Genomic DNA, 14,782 nt, shown 5'->3' with positions numbered 1-14,782 from the left:
ATTGAGGAGAATTTAAAGCCTTTACGCGGACATCTACTGAAACAATTTAAATGACTGACTTCAGTCGAAATGCAATTGCTATAAAGTTGATACCGTTTTTTTATCCTGCGCTTTGGCCCATATCACACAAATGATAATTGCAATGAGCAACACCGCTGAGGCACCAAATCGGCTTAAATCTAATCCACCAGAACTGATAGGTTTATCTAAGAAGTCGCCAACCACAGCACCCAAGGGACGCGTTAATACAAAAGCCGCCCAAAACAGTAGCGTACGCGACACCGAAGTAAAACGATACAATGCTAATATAAAAATAATCAGACCACTAAAGAGCATAATTCCCCCGGTATAGCCCAAGCCTGCACTATCCGCAGACCAGTCTCCTAAGGCTGTACCCAGTGTTTGTGAAAATGTAATCGTTAACCAGTAAAACAATTCTGCACGCGGATGATTAACCGCATGTGGAGAAATACTGCCTTCAGCTTTATGCCACACAAACAGTGAAATGAGCACCAAACTCAATAGCAAAGTACTCCCACCGACATAACCAATGCCTAAAGATCGATCGACAAAATCAGCCAAAGTCGTACCGACAGTAGTACTGGCAATAATGGTCGCCCAATACAAAAATGGTTGATAGGTTTTGGCCCGAATTTGTGCAATCACCAATGCAATAAAAATAGCAGCAAAGATAAAGGTACTGACCAAATATCCTAAATTCATTGACATTGAAACCGCATCACCCGCAGTTTCGCCAAAGGTTGTCGCAAAGATTTTTGTGAGCCAAAACAACGCTGTAATTTGTGGAACTTTCGAAAGCAATTCTTTTGAATACGCTGTGTCATTTGTCGCAATCATGTTTAGATGCTTCATCTACAGAACATAAGTTTATTGTTAGGTGCAGAACTTAAAAACAGATTAAAAGAAAGTGACAGCAGATGACACTCAAAGTTAAATCTTATTTGGTAATCACATGAGGCTAATACGATGAATAATAAAATAATAACTCATAAAAAAACCCTATTTAGATAGGGTTTTTATTCATCCAACAGATATTATGCGATCAGATATTTAAAATAATTGTAGTTTGGATGACTTTCGACAAACACATAATTGTGCTTTTGATAAAAGCCAGCAGCACCTTTTTGCTCAGTATTCAGGCAAAGTGCTGAATAAAATGGCTTAGCTTGCTTTTCCAAATGTTGCAACAGCGCCTTACCTACGCCATATTGACGATACTTTGGATGCACATAAAAACGTCGTACACGACCTATACGGTCTTCTACACCAGCGTCTCCCCATTGTTGGTTTAAACCACCACAACCAATCAGCTGGTCTTGATCATACGCAAGGAGTAAAAATTCACCTGATTGATCAAAACGATTTTTTCCGCTTTGGAATTCCTCTATAAGTTTGTAAATAAATTGATAGCCTTCTTGTCGTGCCAATGCTGCTAATTGCTCGATTTGCGCTGGCAAACCATCGGCTTGTCGAATACTAATTTCCATATACTCACACTTATAATTCATCGTTTTTTATCATTCATACCGCCCGAAACGAATGGCATGACCCAATGCACCTATCAAAATAAAAAAATCACAATTGATCAATAGCAAAGCACTACAAATAAAATATAAATCGTTAAAAAAACCTATAAATGCGCTGTTTTTGTCTAATTTTCAGCCAAAACCCATAAAATGAATTTTATTCAACAAACTACAGCAATCCTGAGCATTCGTGTAAACTTAGGTTTTCATTTTTTTGATGTGACCGAAAGACATGGCAACTGTTGATCTTTTTGCAATTGGTAATGCGTTAATTGACCAGGAATTTAAAGTTTCTGATCACTTCCTTCTTGAACAAAACTTGCAAAAAGGCACCATGCAACTTACAGATGGTCAAACTCAAGCAACGCTTTTCCAAAACCTACAAGCAAGCCAAGACTATAAAGGTCAAGCTTCTGGTGGTTCTGCAGCCAACACAACAGTTGCATTTAGCGCATTAGGTGGTTCTGCATTTTATGGTTGCCGCGTAGGCAATGACGATTTAGGCTCAATTTATCTTAAAGGCCTCAATGAAGCAGGCATTGCTACTACTGAAAAATCAATCAGTGAAGGCACAACAGGTACATGCATGGTACTCGTCAGTGAAGATAGCGAACGTACAATGCACACTTACCTCGGTATCACAGCTGAACTTTCTGAAGCTCAAATTGACTTCGACCCTTTAACCACTGCGAAATGGTTGTACCTAGAAGGCTATTTATCAACTAGCGAAACTGCACGTAAAGCAGTAAAACAAGCACGTGAAATTGCACAAGCCAATCATGTGAAAATTGCCCTTACTTTGTCTGATCCAGCAATGGTTCAATACGCACGTGAAGGTCTCGATGAGCTTGTAGGCAACGGCGTAGACTTATTACTCTGCAATGAGCAAGAAGCTTTAATGTACACACGCACTGAGAGCATTGATGCAGCATTAGAGGCACTTAAAGCATTAAGTAAGGACGTTGTCATTACAATGGGCGCACAAGGTGCACGTATTCACCACGCTGGCGAAACTTTTAGTGTTGCAGGTCGCAAAGTTAATGCGATTGATACCAATGGCGCTGGTGATGCTTTTGCAGGCGCATTCTTATATGCTTTAAATGCTGACTTTAATATTCAAACTGCTGCCGAACTTGCGATCTTAATCTCAAGTGAAGTTGTTGCTCAATTTGGCCCACGTCTTGCCAATGATGCTTATGCAACACTATTAAATAGCTTTCAAAAGGAATGTGCTTAATGTATAAAATTTGCATGACTGAGGATGTGCCTGAGCGCGAAGCGCGTTCTTTTGAGCTTCCAAATGGCGATACTATTTTTATTACACAACGTGATGGTGGTTTTTTTGCCTACCAAAATCTCTGTCCACATTTACAAGTAGAGCTTGAGTTTTTGGAAAATCAATTCTTAGATCGTGATCAAGAAATGATTGAATGCTCAACACACGGTGCTCTATTTTTAGTTGAAACTGGTGAATGTGTATCTGGCCCGTGCCAAGGTCAAGCACTTGAAAAAGTAGATATTAACGTGCATTCTGATGGCGGAATCTATCTTAACGAAGAATAAAACCTAAAGGTCTTGCCATGCCAAACTTATTCACAGAAATTGACTTAATTCCCTTTCATTTAAGTCTTATTGCTGTGGTTTTGCTTGGTGTGGCCGAAACCATTGGTTTCTATCTCAATCTTCGACCTAGCATGTTGCTCAAAAAAATATCCCCTAAACAGCTCGATGACTTACCTATTTTGAATGTTAAGTTCTCTAAAATGCTGATTATGTTCTTTTTACTCATGAACTTCAGTCTTGCTGGATATTTTTTACAATTGTGTATATATGCACAAGAGCTAGAATTTTTCCCTTGGTATTATTTGGCCCTACCAGCGCTGATTATTGCCATCTTTTTTACTGTTTTTATGATTCATTGCTTGGATCAAGTCATTCCAAGTAAATATCAACGCCCAAATGTAAATCTACTTGGTCGCCTTGCAACAATCTCCAGTGGCAGTGCCCGCCCAGGTTTTTCAGCACAAGCTCGCGTACGCGATGAATTTGGTCAACTCCACTATGTACAAGTTGAACCTGAATTTGGCGAACTCGAATTTCAATCGCAAATTATTCTGATCCGTTTAAAAAGATCGCATTACGTAGCCAAAAAAATCTGCGAAGCGAATCAGCTTTTTAAACTCGATCTTGATGCATAAGGCTGAATACTTCGTCTTCAATCATTTAGCATCAAAAGCCCCTACAGCATCCATCCGTAAGGGCAGCTAAAATACGATCAAAACAATTATTTATTTTTTAAGAAAGCCTGAGACCAAGCCCAATACTTGCTGAATGTCGGCATTTGCCTCAGTTTTACTGGTTTGTTCACCTTGTGGTGTTAAAGCATCTATAATTTGCGGTAATACCGAAGAAATTGCACTATAAACATCTTGCTTTGGCATTTGAGTTTCTTGTGCAACTTGCTCAACTTCTTGGTCATCAAAAAGACTTTGAACTTGCTGTGGATTAACAGCCAAGTTATCACCTTCGCCCGTAGATACCCAATCATCAACTTGACTGCTAAAGCCTTGCCCTCTGAGTTTATCCAAAGCACCTTGCAAGCCACCTTGCTTTTGAATCCATGCAAGTACCAATGGCAATACCGCAATTAATAAAGATGATGCCTTAGAACCACCCACACCTGCAGTTGACTGTTGACCTGCACCTAATTGACCTAAGACAGATCCAAGAATACCTCCAAGCCCGCCTTGCGCATTGCTTTGCTGATTAGTTGCACCACCCAATTGACCGAGCACAGATCCTAAAATACCTCCCAAGCCACCTACGCCTGAGTTTGTATCCTGTTGATTATTTGCCCCGCCTAATGCCTGCTTTGCTAGAATTTCCACGATATTACTTAAATTTGTCATGTTTATAGTCCAAATAAAATTATCACTACAGCATACGACGCTTTTATTTCATACATTGTTGATCTTTGTTAATTTTATTTAGCCTACTAACAGAGTCATAATTTTACCAACGGAACTTATTCCAGTTTTCTGGGTTTGCCCAAAATTTTGAATTAAACCAATCTGGTACATGCTTATAGGTCAAAATATTAAACTGCCATAACGCAAAATCACTTTCATGAGTGGTCTTGTCAATTAATTGCGTAAAACCCAAAGCGCGAAGCATTTTTTCATCTTGTAAACGACTGACCACCACAATCCGCTTTGCCATTAAATCGCGTAGTTTGACTAAAATTTGGCTTTTTTGCGTTTCACTTACACCCAGCCATTCTTCTGTATCGAGCAAGACAAATCCCAAGTCAAAACGTTGGGTAAAAGGCAGACTTAAAAAGTCAGTTACGTTAAAATATTGCCAAGAAATTAAATGATCATGACCGTATTGCTCAATATTTTGACCAATACATAATGCAGTTGAAATGGGCTGTTCGGTGGATAAATCGTCTAGCATTGAAGTGATGACATTCTGTTCAGCCATTTACTGCATCCTTAGTTTAAAGTGAGTATTTTGTATGGAACTACAAGGCATTTGCCATAAAATGCATGCAGGCCTTAAAGACCTTAGTGTAACTGATCAACATATACACAAGGCAAATGTTGAATACAAACTCATATTAGATCGTTCAGATATTGAGCTTCCATTCAGTGTTGGTCAAGAAATTGAACTTGAATGGACAGGTAAAATCTATTGTGTTTCTTGCGGTTCAAAAACACCAAAGTCCTATTCACAGGGTCATTGCTTTAAATGCTTTAAAACCAAAGCGTCTTGTGACATGTGCATTATGAAACCAGAAACATGCCATTACCATCTAGGAACTTGCCGTGAAGACAGCTTTGCACACGACGTCTGCTTTCAACCCCATATCGTCTATTTGGCCAATTCAAGCGCGCTTAAAGTAGGTATTACACGTTTGGGCCAAATGCCAACGCGTTGGCTAGACCAAGGTGCAACCCAAGCACTCCCAATTATGAAAGTGGGATCACGTCGCTTATCTGGCCAACTGGAAATCATGTTTGGTACGCAAGTCGCCGACAAAACAGATTGGCGTAAACTCCTTAAGGGCGAAGCTGATCCAATTGATTTAATTGGTATTCGTGAACAATTACTCGAAGAATTTGCGCCTAAAATTCAAATCATTCGCGATGAGTTTAGTCAAAAACTTGAATTCAATGAAGGAATTGAAGTTTTAGAAAATGAAAAACCACGCCAGTTTATCTACCCTGTTGAGCAATATCCTGAAAAAGTGAAGTCTCATAATCTAGATAAAACACCTATTGTCCGTGGCAAATTGCACGGCATTAAAGGCCAATACCTGATTATGGATACAGGTGTAATTAATATTCGCAAATATACAGGTTATGAACTCAAAGTACGTGCCGAATAATAAAAGCGTAATTCGTTATAAAAAAGCAGGATACGATCCTGCTTTTTTTTATTTGCTATGTGCACCCTATTTAAATACTGAACTTCAACAGATCCAAATTAGCTTAGGCTATTTAACTGTGTTTAAAAACTTCAAATACGGCTGTGCCACCAATTGCTCTGCCTCTAAGATCGGCATGTGACCCACTCCATTTAAAATTAAAGGTGCTTCACTCTTTTTAAATAAGCCATGTAACTCCTGTGCAACCTCAACATTAATTACTTGATCATTTCGCCCCCAAACAATCATCACGGGCGCATCAATCATTCGCGTCGCCATGGCAAAAGATTCTGGCGTATAGAGTTTTGACATTTCCACCAAAGTCGAAACCATTTTATGGGTATTTTTAGACTGCGCAATCATAAGCTTTTCTTGCGCCACCTTTAACTCTTGTGGAATAAACGGAGGCGCTTGCATGGCAATGTTCATCAATCGATCAAAATCACCTGGCCTTTCTACCACAATATTTCTTAATTGTTCTGGGTTTTTAAGATAGGCCGTATTGGCTGACTTATACACGCCTGCTGCATCCACCAAAAGCAATGATTTCACTTCTGTTGGGTATTGAGCCGCATATAACATTGCAATAGCACCTCCCATTGAATGACCAGCAAGATGCAAGTTTGGGTCAAATTGTGCTGCATCAGCAAAACGACGCAACTTTTCAGTTAAGTTTGGAATGGATAAATCAAAATTTTCTGGCGTTTTGGTTTCACCATGCGCAGGTAGGTCTGGAATAATCACATGATAATAAGGTGTAAAATAACGTGCGACACGATTCCAATTATCTCGTGTACCAGACAGTCCATGTAATAATAAGGTTGGCTTAGAACGACTCCCGCCTTCACTATAGCGCCATTCAACCTCACCCACTTTTAACGTTTTACTTTCTAGTCCTGCCCAAGTGCGTTCTTGCTGTAAAATATTTTGAAAATTAATTTCAGCTGCATTTAATAAACCACTGATGAAACACAGCAGCAAAGCACTCAAATAAGCCTTCATAGCCTTGATCTCCATTTCAATATTTTCCACGTTTTCTTCTATATTTGATTTATTCGTATCCTCTATAAAAAAGCATTTGCCCAAAAGTCGCTATCCGACCAAAATCAGCCACAAAAAAAACCAGCTCAAAAGCTGGTTTAGTCACATTTTACTAGCCAATCCAATTGTTTTGTTGGAGTCCGTCATCAAGTAAATTTGACGTCGTTGCAGTATGCAACGGAATACTTTGAGAGTGTACGGAGCTCGTCGCTACTGTATGATCCGCATAAAGCACATCCTCTTGATGGGCTGTTAAAAGTGCAGATAAATCTACGCTTGTCGCAACATCATCTGAATATGTGAGTTCTTCACTACTGTTAACGCCTTCTGCTAAAAGTAAAATGTCGGTGATTTGCACTTCGGTTTCATGTTCAAAAAAAGCCAATTTTGCAACTTGAATTTCAGCTGAACGTACACCCTGCCCATTTTCAGTCACAATTGAAGCAAAACCACCGTGTTTGATGGGATTATCCATAGCCCACTGGCCAGATGCATCGCTATACGTTACGTACTCTTGCGCATTTACAGTTACAATCACTTTATGCTGGGCAGATGCTGTACCCGATAAAATATCGCCATTTACCATCACCTGAGGAATTTCTGGCATTTGCGGTATTTCAGGCATTAAAATTGCCAGACCAATCTGCTCAGATTGAAGCCCGCTGTCACTTTCAGCATAGAGCATTAAACTGCCACCATTGATAATTGGATTTTCAATGCTCCAATGGCCATCCGCATCAGTTGGTATACGATACTCCACACCCTCAGCATGAATCACAATCGATACATTTGCATCTGCAGTCCCACTTAAATACGCGCCTTGCTCCAAAATTACAGGCACAGCAGGTGCCGTTACAATTTCAGGTGCAGGAATCACAGCAATGCTAATCTCTTCTGAGCGCAAGCCAAATGCATTCACTACATAAAGCGTCAAACTCCCCCCATTGATCATTGGGTTTTCGATATTCCAGTTGCCATGCGCATCTGCCCGAACACGATACTCCACATCAGTTGCCACAAGCACGACGGTTGCATAAGGATCTGCAGTCCCAACCAAATAAGCATGGCTTTCAATAACTTCTGGCGTTGTTGGAGTTAATTGTATTTGCAATGCGCTCAGGAAGTTTTTATACAATGCAAATAAATCAATCAAATTGAATTGTGCTGGCTCAATCAGATTGAACTTATTTATTTTCATTTTCTATTCCCCCAAATATACTCAGTATTTATAAATGCAATTTTTTACGCATCAGCAGACTAACATGCATTTTATAAAACTTTGAAATATAAATAAAAAAACCAGCCTTTAGGCTGGTTTTTTACATGAAGCTGATCACATTTTATTTAATTTTGGCATGTGCCTTCAAATAACGAGTGTAATCATCAAACTCTTGCTGACCGCGAAGTTGTTGATACAACTTCTGTAGCTCTGCCACTTGTTCAGCTGGAATTGCACTCACATTTTTATTCACATTTGTTACCGCAACCACCACCAATTCATTTGGCATACTTGCTGTTGTTACAGACCAAAAACCTGCTTTTGGCGCAGCCACACTAAATGCGGCGCGCTGCAAGTCACGTTTTAGTAGACCATCTGCACGTGTAAATGTGCCTGCATTTTCAAAGCTCAAACCTGTTTTAACAACAGCCGCTGCTGGTTTTGTTTTGAACTCATTTAATACAGTTTGAATTTTAGCTTTTGCAGCATCATACGCTTTTTGTTCAATCAGTTTAGCTTTAACCAAAGGCTTAACAGCATTTAAAGACTGCTCACCAGCTTGATGATAATCACGTACTTTCAACCAAACAACATCGCCATTACTTAACTGAATGCTACTCGAAACGTTACGATCACCGTTTTTCACATCATCATTAAAGATTTTAGATTTTGTCGCATTTTCGCTTAAAACCGGATGACGCGAAGCTAAAGTTAAACCTTTAACAGTTTGAACTGATACGCCTTTAACGTCTTGCGAAATCACATCAAGTGCATCACTACTTACCACTTGGTCATTTAACGTATTTACCGTATCAGCAAAAGCATTGGCTTTTTTAGCAACAAGTAATTCTTCTGCTAAACGTGCTTTTTGTGTTTCAAATGCAGGCACACTTGCAACCGCACCTTCAACTTCAATTAAGTGATAACCAAATTTCGTTTTTACAGGTGCAGACACTTGACCTACTTTTGCAGTTGCAACAGTTTGATCAAAGGCATCACCATAAGCGCCCTTACTATATACGGCAAGCTTACCGCCTTGTGCTTTAGATGCAGGATCTTCAGAGAACTGTGCTGCCGCTTTATCAAAGCTTAAACCTGCTTTAATTTTGTCAGCTACAGATACGGCCAAAGCTTTTGCTTCAGCATCTGTACGATCACCTGCTGTAATCAAAATATGCTTCACAATTGGCTGAGCATCTTTTTTCAGTTTTTCAGCATAATCATTATACGCTTGCTGTAATTCAGCTTCACTTGGCGCTGTATTTACTGCTGGTAAATTAGCAGGGCTCAAAACAACAAAATCAACATCAGCAGAAGTTGGCTGTTTAAACTGAGCTTTATGTTTTTCAAAATAAGCTACAATTTCAGCGTCAGTTACTTTAACTGCTTTTTTGTATTCATCTAAATGAATGCTCGCCAACTGAATGCTGCGCTGTTCAGTTTGTAAATTTGCAATTTGTTGGATATCAACCTTACTGACCAATGGATTATCAGTAAAAGTCGTCGATAGCATTTTAAGTGCATGATCTTGACGTAAATTGTCTAAAAATTGACGATTCGTCATACCAATAGAAGCCAAATATTTAGCAAACATCTCATCCGAAAACACACCATTTTCTTGGAAACTTGGCTGTTGATGAATCATTTGGATTAATTGCTGATCACTTAAGCTAATACCCAATTTTTCAGCTTGTTGTAATAGTAACTGGCGTGAAATCAGTGTATCCATCGCTTTATTGTTGATGAAATCTAAATTTAGAAGAGTTTCATCACCATTTACGTATGCTAAATACTGATCTTTAAATGATTTCGTGACATTTTCTAATTCTTTTTGCGAAATGTCTGTTCCATTTACGGATTTCACAGCATCTTTTGACCCGCCACTAAAATAACCCTCAATACCAACCAATGCTAAAGGGGTTAAAAACAAAACGAGCAAAACTTTGCCTAGCCAGCCCTTGATGACTTTGCGAAAAGATTCCATAAGTAATCCAATATTTTATTTGCGACTGATTCTAACTGAAAACCAAAGTTGAATGAATGTGTTGAGCGAATAAATCACATTTATCCATAAAAAAACGCGCCAAAGAGGCGCGTTTAGTAAATTAGCAACTTACGCTACTGAATCTTTCAAGCCTTTACCAGCTTTAAAGCTTGGTACTTTGCTTGCTTTAATTTCTAAAGTTGCACCAGTTTGTGGGTTACGGCCAGTACGTGCTGCACGCTCTTTCACATTAAAAGTACCGAAACCAACTAAAGTTACTGTATCGCCAGCTTTTAGCGCTTCAGTGATCGAAGCAATTGTCGCATCCAAAGCTTTACCTGCGTCAGCCTTAGATAATCCCCCTTTTTCTGCAATTGCATCAATTAATTCTGATTTATTCATGAAAATTACGTCCTCTTAATATCGTTTATTTAAGGTCCAGAAAATAGTTTATTTCGCCATAGCGCCTTTATAGCAATGCTTTGGGGGTAAAGGCAATACTTCTGATCCTCTTTTTTTGCAAAATAAGAGAGAAAAAATCCTTGATAAATAAATAATGTGGATCGTACTCTTATTTTTTCTTTAATTGATCTTTTATTTGAGCCTGCTCTTCTGCCAAAGCATCAACTTTTGCATGTAATTGTAAAAGAAGCTTTTCTAAATGCTGTAAATCCTTTGGAGTAATTAAGCCGAGTCGGTTTAAAGAGTGATTAACGCTATTGTCGAGCAGTTTTTCAACTTTATCTTTTGTATCTGTTACGGACTCTTTGGCTTTCTCTGAAACTTTCTCTACGGTTTGGTCAGCAATTTCAGTGGTTTTAGATTCTAGCTCTTCCCCCACCTTGACTAAAGAGTCAAATAACTTATTTCCCTCTTCCTCAGCACGTGAAAAAGCACCTAAACCAGCGAGCCAAATTTGCTTGGTATACTTACGAAAATCGAGTACTGATTTACGGCTAGAATGCCTCGTTCGCTTAGTCTCAACACTATTTTGCTCAGCTTGCTCGTCGTGCTTTTCTTCTTCTATATTTATTTGATCCATCTATCAGGACGCTCCTAGCTATTTTATATGCAATTGTATACAGCAAATTGCAATTTCATACCATATTAACAAACTTAGTACTTGATAGATTTGCTAAACTGTTCTACAAAGCAACTTAATTCACGTGTTTTTGTTACACCTGAAAGATTTAACAAGCAGGATGCTTTCTTCAGGTAAGGATTGATTATTTATGAGTGATGCGCAACAGAGAAAAGATCAAACTCATCTGCTCCTCACAATGACTCTAATTGTTTTAGAAACAGTTTTCTCTTTTATTTTAAAACATGACCGCGTTGTGGCACTTCAAGCTAAAAAGTTTGTAGACCAAAAAATTGCGATTAAAATCAACAGTTACATTCCTTACTTTGATTTTTATGTGCAATTTTCAGACCATGGTATTTTGTTTGATGAAAAAGCACCTGAAAAAGCTGTTGATCTTGATGTCCGCACCACCCTCATGGATTTAATCAAAATTTTTATTTTTGGTAATCGTCGTAGCATTAAAGGGATGCGCATTGATGGCGATATCGTATTAAAAGACGAATTTCGTGATTTGCTTTCATTATTTAGCCTGCCAAAACTACTTTCAGATTGGAAACACTGGCTTTCTGAAGCACCAAATGACCAAGATATTACTGCGTCTAAAAAGCGTATCGCACCGCTTTTAGAAAAAATTGATCAACAACGATCTAAAATCAACACATTACAAGTTGAAGTAAAACAATATAAAAATCGAATTAAACGTATTGAGCGTCGTCAAAAGCGGATTAATTTAATCTTTACAATGATTACTGTTCTATTAATCGTGTTACTAGTGTATAATGTTTGGCCTGCTTAACTGCATAATTTTGCAGTAAAAATAAAACCATTCAACTGTACTTAAAAAAACTTGACTATTTTAGTCAGGATTCTTAAAATCTACACATCTAGTCTAAACATGTGTATCGAATCATGCGCTTAACAACTCGCGGTCGTTACGCAGTGACTGCTCTACTTGATCTAGCTTTGCAGCCAACTGAACAAACGATCACTCTTGCAGAAATTGCGGCTCGCCAGACAATTTCAGTTGCATATTTAGAGCAGCTATTTGCGAAATTAAAACGCCACGGCTTAGTTTCTAGTATTCGCGGTGCAAACGGCGGTTATCACCTAGCTCGTAGTGCTGAAGAAATCACAGTTTTAGAAATCATTGAAGCTGTAAACGAAACTGTTGATGCAACACGTTGTGACCATAAAGGCAACTGTCAAAATGGTGCAATGTGCTTAACTCACGACTTATGGCAAGAACTCTCCCACCACATTGCCGATTATCTCGCAAAAATCACACTTGCAGACCTTGTAGCTCGTGACAACGTACAAACCGTTGCCATTCGCCAAAATTCTTCAAACTTTGATTCAGCTCTTCTATCGGTTACAGGTATTTGACATGAAACGTCCTATTTATCTTGATTATGCAGCAACAACTCCTGTAGACCCTCAAGTTGCTGAACGTATGATGGAGTGCCTAACATTTGATGGCACTTTCGGTAATGCTGCTTCTCGCTCGCACGCTTACGGCTGGCAAGCAGAAGAAAAAGTTGAATACGCACGTGAACAAGTTGCAAATCTTGTTAAAGCTGATCCACGTGAAATCGTATGGACTTCTGGTGCAACTGAGTCTGACAACCTTGCACTTAAAGGTGTTGCTCAATTCTATGCATCTAAAGGCAAACATATCATTACCTCTAAAATTGAACATAAAGCAATTTTAGATACATGCCGTGAGCTTGAAGAAGAAGGCTTTGAAATCACTTACCTTGAACCAGAAGCAAAAACAGGTCTAATTACACCTGAAATGGTTCAAGCCGCACTTCGCCCAGATACAATTCTTGTTTCACTTATGATGGTAAACAACGAAATTGGTACTGTGACTGACGTTGCTGCAATTGGTGAATTAACTCGCGCAAATAAAACTTACTTCCACGTTGATGCTGCTCAAGCAGCAGGTAAAGTCGAAATTGATCTTTCAACTTTAAAAGTGGACTTGATGAGTTTCTCTGCGCACAAAATTTATGGCCCTAAAGGTATTGGTGCTTTATTTGTACGTCGTTCACCACGTGTACGCGTAAAAGCACAAATGCATGGTGGCGGTCATGAACGTGGTATGCGTTCTGGTACTCTAGCGACTCACCAAATCGTGGGTATGGGTGAAGCATTTGAACTTGCTGGCAAAAACTTGCAAGCAGAACAAACTCGCCTACGCGTACTTCGTGACAAGCTTTGGAATGGCTTACAAGGTTTAGAACAAGTGTTCTTAAACGGTCATCCAGAACACAACGTAGCAAACTATCTAAACGTAAGCTTCAACTTTGTTGAAGGTGAATCGTTAATGATGTCATTGAAAGACGCTGCTGTATCTTCTGGTTCAGCATGTACTTCAGCAACATTAGAACCTTCATACGTTCTACGTGCTTTAGGTCTTTCAGATGAATTAGCACACAGCTCTATCCGCTTTAGCTTTGGTAAATACACCACTGAAGAAGATATTGATCACGTGTTACAAGTAACTATCGCTGCTGTTGAGAAATTGCGTGAGCTTTCTCCACTTTGGGATATGTACAAAGAAGGTATCGACCTTTCTACTGTTGAATGGGCTGAACACTGATTCACCCTCGTGAGATAGCTTTTAATTAAAGGCTATCTCATTGATTAATGTTATTTCACCCCCATATTAAATCTTAAAGGCTGACCCCGAGGTTTGGAGAGGCATCATGGCTTATAGCGAAAAAGTAATTGATCATTACGAAAACCCTCGTAATGTTGGTGTTTTAGACAAAAACGCTGAAAATGTTGGTACTGGCATGGTTGGTGCTCCAGCATGTGGCGACGTTATGCGTCTACAAATTCAAGTTGATGATAACGGCGTGATTGAAGAAGCACGTTTCAAAACTTATGGTTGTGGTTCTGCAATTGCATCTAGCTCTTTAGTAACTGAATGGCTAAAAGGCAAAACTTTAGATGAAGCTCAAGCGATCAAAAACATCGACATCGCAACTGAACTTGCACTACCGCCAGTAAAAGTACACTGCTCTGTACTTGCTGAAGATGCCATTAAAGCTGCTGTAGAAGACTACCGTAGCAAAAAAACAAAAGCTTAATTTTCTAAGTTTTTGAAATAGATATCACGGAGTTTTCATGATCCACTTAACTGAAAATGCGGCTGCTCATATTAGCAATTACCTAAAAAATCGTGGTAAAGGTGAAGGCATTCGCGTTGGCGTGAAAACTTCAGGCTGTTCAGGTTTGGCTTATGTTCTTGAGTTTGTTGATGAAACAAATGAACATGACCAAGTCTTTGAACAGTTTGGCGTTAAAGTTTTTACAGACCCAAAAAGCCTAGTTTATCTCGAAGGTTTAGAGATGGATTATGTTAAAAATGGCCTGAATGAAGGCTTCGAATTTAACAACCCAAATAAAAAAGGTGAATGCGGTTGCGGTGAATCTTTCACTGTTTAATCTTAGCTTTATGCCTTCTTTATGC

Annotated in this window: 18 protein-coding genes; 9 read left to right on the top strand and 9 right to left on the bottom strand. The window is 39.0% G+C overall.

Annotated features, from left to right (window positions below):
* Positions 1-78: 78 nt before the first annotated feature.
* Positions 79-858, bottom strand: a complete 780-nt coding sequence (locus tag EXE29_RS03680; RefSeq protein ID WP_117006691.1) for a COG4705 family protein — start codon at positions 856-858, stop codon at positions 79-81.
* Between the two features lie 197 nt (positions 859-1,055).
* Positions 1,056-1,508, bottom strand: coding sequence for a GNAT family N-acetyltransferase (locus EXE29_RS03675; protein ID WP_106984759.1), 453 nt, complete (start codon positions 1,506-1,508; stop codon positions 1,056-1,058).
* A 271-nt stretch (positions 1,509-1,779) separates the two neighbouring features.
* Here EXE29_RS03675 and EXE29_RS03670 point away from each other — a divergent pair, with 271 nt between their 5' ends.
* The 3 genes from EXE29_RS03670 to EXE29_RS03660 are packed head-to-tail and all read left to right on the top strand — an operon-like array spanning position 1,780 to position 3,745.
* Entirely contained in the window at positions 1,780-2,784 is a 1,005-nt protein-coding gene (locus EXE29_RS03670; RefSeq protein WP_106984760.1) for an adenosine kinase, read from the top strand.
* 14 nt (positions 2,785-2,798) lie between these two features.
* The gene (locus tag EXE29_RS03665) at positions 2,799-3,110 is read left to right on the top strand and encodes a Rieske (2Fe-2S) protein (protein ID WP_171356301.1); all 312 of its coding nucleotides are present in this window, start codon (positions 2,799-2,801) and stop codon (positions 3,108-3,110) included.
* A gap of 17 nt (positions 3,111-3,127) precedes the next feature.
* Entirely contained in the window at positions 3,128-3,745 is a 618-nt protein-coding gene (locus EXE29_RS03660) for an OB-fold-containig protein (RefSeq protein ID WP_117006689.1), read from the top strand.
* A gap of 90 nt (positions 3,746-3,835) precedes the next feature.
* On the opposite strand, the gene EXE29_RS03655 is transcribed toward EXE29_RS03660, so the two are convergent.
* A complete protein-coding gene (locus tag EXE29_RS03655) occupies positions 3,836-4,456 on the bottom strand; it encodes a YidB family protein (RefSeq protein WP_120363981.1) in 621 nt (206 codons plus the stop codon).
* A 103-nt stretch (positions 4,457-4,559) separates the two neighbouring features.
* The gene (locus tag EXE29_RS03650; RefSeq protein ID WP_106984764.1) at positions 4,560-5,030 is read right to left on the bottom strand and encodes a DUF6231 family protein; all 471 of its coding nucleotides are present in this window, start codon (positions 5,028-5,030) and stop codon (positions 4,560-4,562) included.
* A gap of 34 nt (positions 5,031-5,064) precedes the next feature.
* Between EXE29_RS03650 and EXE29_RS03645 the strand changes: the two genes are divergently transcribed.
* On the top strand, positions 5,065-5,937 hold the full coding sequence (locus EXE29_RS03645) for a DUF2797 domain-containing protein (RefSeq protein ID WP_120363982.1): 873 nt from the start codon (positions 5,065-5,067) through the stop codon (positions 5,935-5,937).
* Positions 5,938-6,045: 108 nt separating this feature from the next.
* Here EXE29_RS03645 and EXE29_RS03640 read toward each other — a convergent pair whose 3' ends face one another.
* From EXE29_RS03640 to EXE29_RS03620, 5 genes are all read right to left on the bottom strand, one after another.
* The gene (locus EXE29_RS03640; protein ID WP_228198707.1) at positions 6,046-6,978 is read right to left on the bottom strand and encodes an alpha/beta fold hydrolase; all 933 of its coding nucleotides are present in this window, start codon (positions 6,976-6,978) and stop codon (positions 6,046-6,048) included.
* Positions 6,979-7,129: 151 nt separating this feature from the next.
* On the bottom strand, positions 7,130-8,215 hold the full coding sequence (locus EXE29_RS03635) for a hypothetical protein (RefSeq protein WP_120363983.1): 1,086 nt from the start codon (positions 8,213-8,215) through the stop codon (positions 7,130-7,132).
* Positions 8,216-8,357: 142 nt separating this feature from the next.
* The gene (locus EXE29_RS03630) at positions 8,358-10,220 is read right to left on the bottom strand and encodes a SurA N-terminal domain-containing protein (RefSeq protein WP_120363984.1); all 1,863 of its coding nucleotides are present in this window, start codon (positions 10,218-10,220) and stop codon (positions 8,358-8,360) included.
* A gap of 129 nt (positions 10,221-10,349) precedes the next feature.
* Positions 10,350-10,622 (bottom strand): non-specific DNA-binding protein Hbs, encoded by a 273-nt coding sequence (hbs, locus tag EXE29_RS03625; protein WP_106984768.1) that lies wholly within the window; start codon positions 10,620-10,622, stop codon positions 10,350-10,352.
* 169 nt (positions 10,623-10,791) lie between these two features.
* Positions 10,792-11,262: a phasin family protein gene (locus EXE29_RS03620; protein WP_106984769.1), complete on the bottom strand. Its 471-nt coding sequence runs from the start codon at positions 11,260-11,262 to the stop codon at positions 10,792-10,794.
* Between the two features lie 190 nt (positions 11,263-11,452).
* Between EXE29_RS03620 and EXE29_RS03615 the strand changes: the two genes are divergently transcribed.
* The 5 genes from EXE29_RS03615 to iscA all read left to right on the top strand — a co-directional run bounded on the left by EXE29_RS03615 (position 11,453) and on the right by iscA (position 14,757).
* Positions 11,453-12,100 (top strand): hypothetical protein, encoded by a 648-nt coding sequence (locus tag EXE29_RS03615; protein WP_106984770.1) that lies wholly within the window; start codon positions 11,453-11,455, stop codon positions 12,098-12,100.
* Between the two features lie 113 nt (positions 12,101-12,213).
* Positions 12,214-12,687: an Rrf2 family transcriptional regulator gene (locus tag EXE29_RS03610; RefSeq protein ID WP_106984839.1), complete on the top strand. Its 474-nt coding sequence runs from the start codon at positions 12,214-12,216 to the stop codon at positions 12,685-12,687.
* Between the two features lies 1 nt (position 12,688).
* Positions 12,689-13,906 carry an IscS subfamily cysteine desulfurase gene (locus EXE29_RS03605; protein WP_106984771.1) on the top strand — a complete coding sequence of 406 codons (1,218 nt, stop codon included), beginning with the start codon at positions 12,689-12,691 and terminating at the stop codon, positions 13,904-13,906.
* Between the two features lie 106 nt (positions 13,907-14,012).
* A complete protein-coding gene (gene iscU, locus EXE29_RS03600; protein ID WP_005010233.1) occupies positions 14,013-14,399 on the top strand; it encodes a Fe-S cluster assembly scaffold IscU in 387 nt (128 codons plus the stop codon).
* Positions 14,400-14,436: 37 nt separating this feature from the next.
* Complete coding sequence (gene iscA / locus EXE29_RS03595; protein WP_106984772.1) at positions 14,437-14,757, top strand: iron-sulfur cluster assembly protein IscA; 321 nt, start codon at positions 14,437-14,439, stop codon at positions 14,755-14,757.
* Positions 14,758-14,782: the final 25 nt, after the last annotated feature.

Source organism: Acinetobacter sp. WCHAc060006, assembly GCF_004209135.1.
In the GTDB taxonomy this organism is placed as follows: domain Bacteria; phylum Pseudomonadota; class Gammaproteobacteria; order Pseudomonadales; family Moraxellaceae; genus Acinetobacter; species Acinetobacter cumulans.
This window is presented reverse-complemented; position numbering and strand designations above follow the sequence as displayed.

What these genes read in the sequence shown, in the direction of transcription:
- EXE29_RS03680 (WP_117006691.1), bottom strand. Translation starts at nt 858, where the DNA reads ATGATTGCGACAAATGACACAGCGTATTCAAAAGAATTGCTTTCGAAA.
- EXE29_RS03675 (WP_106984759.1), bottom strand. Translation starts at nt 1,508, where the DNA reads ATGGAAATTAGTATTCGACAAGCCGATGGTTTGCCAGCGCAAATCGAG.
- EXE29_RS03670 (WP_106984760.1), top strand. Translation starts at nt 1,780, where the DNA reads ATGGCAACTGTTGATCTTTTTGCAATTGGTAATGCGTTAATTGACCAG.
- EXE29_RS03665 (WP_171356301.1), top strand. Translation starts at nt 2,799, where the DNA reads ATGACTGAGGATGTGCCTGAGCGCGAAGCGCGTTCTTTTGAGCTTCCA.
- EXE29_RS03660 (WP_117006689.1), top strand. Translation starts at nt 3,128, where the DNA reads ATGCCAAACTTATTCACAGAAATTGACTTAATTCCCTTTCATTTAAGT.
- EXE29_RS03655 (WP_120363981.1), bottom strand. Translation starts at nt 4,456, where the DNA reads ATGACAAATTTAAGTAATATCGTGGAAATTCTAGCAAAGCAGGCATTA.
- EXE29_RS03650 (WP_106984764.1), bottom strand. Translation starts at nt 5,030, where the DNA reads ATGGCTGAACAGAATGTCATCACTTCAATGCTAGACGATTTATCCACC.
- EXE29_RS03645 (WP_120363982.1), top strand. Translation starts at nt 5,065, where the DNA reads ATGGAACTACAAGGCATTTGCCATAAAATGCATGCAGGCCTTAAAGAC.
- EXE29_RS03640 (WP_228198707.1), bottom strand. Translation starts at nt 6,978, where the DNA reads ATGAAGGCTTATTTGAGTGCTTTGCTGCTGTGTTTCATCAGTGGTTTA.
- EXE29_RS03635 (WP_120363983.1), bottom strand. Translation starts at nt 8,215, where the DNA reads ATGAAAATAAATAAGTTCAATCTGATTGAGCCAGCACAATTCAATTTG.
- EXE29_RS03630 (WP_120363984.1), bottom strand. Translation starts at nt 10,220, where the DNA reads ATGGAATCTTTTCGCAAAGTCATCAAGGGCTGGCTAGGCAAAGTTTTG.
- hbs (WP_106984768.1), bottom strand. Translation starts at nt 10,622, where the DNA reads ATGAATAAATCAGAATTAATTGATGCAATTGCAGAAAAAGGGGGATTA.
- EXE29_RS03620 (WP_106984769.1), bottom strand. Translation starts at nt 11,262, where the DNA reads ATGGATCAAATAAATATAGAAGAAGAAAAGCACGACGAGCAAGCTGAG.
- EXE29_RS03615 (WP_106984770.1), top strand. Translation starts at nt 11,453, where the DNA reads ATGAGTGATGCGCAACAGAGAAAAGATCAAACTCATCTGCTCCTCACA.
- EXE29_RS03610 (WP_106984839.1), top strand. Translation starts at nt 12,214, where the DNA reads ATGCGCTTAACAACTCGCGGTCGTTACGCAGTGACTGCTCTACTTGAT.
- EXE29_RS03605 (WP_106984771.1), top strand. Translation starts at nt 12,689, where the DNA reads ATGAAACGTCCTATTTATCTTGATTATGCAGCAACAACTCCTGTAGAC.
- iscU (WP_005010233.1), top strand. Translation starts at nt 14,013, where the DNA reads ATGGCTTATAGCGAAAAAGTAATTGATCATTACGAAAACCCTCGTAAT.
- iscA (WP_106984772.1), top strand. Translation starts at nt 14,437, where the DNA reads ATGATCCACTTAACTGAAAATGCGGCTGCTCATATTAGCAATTACCTA.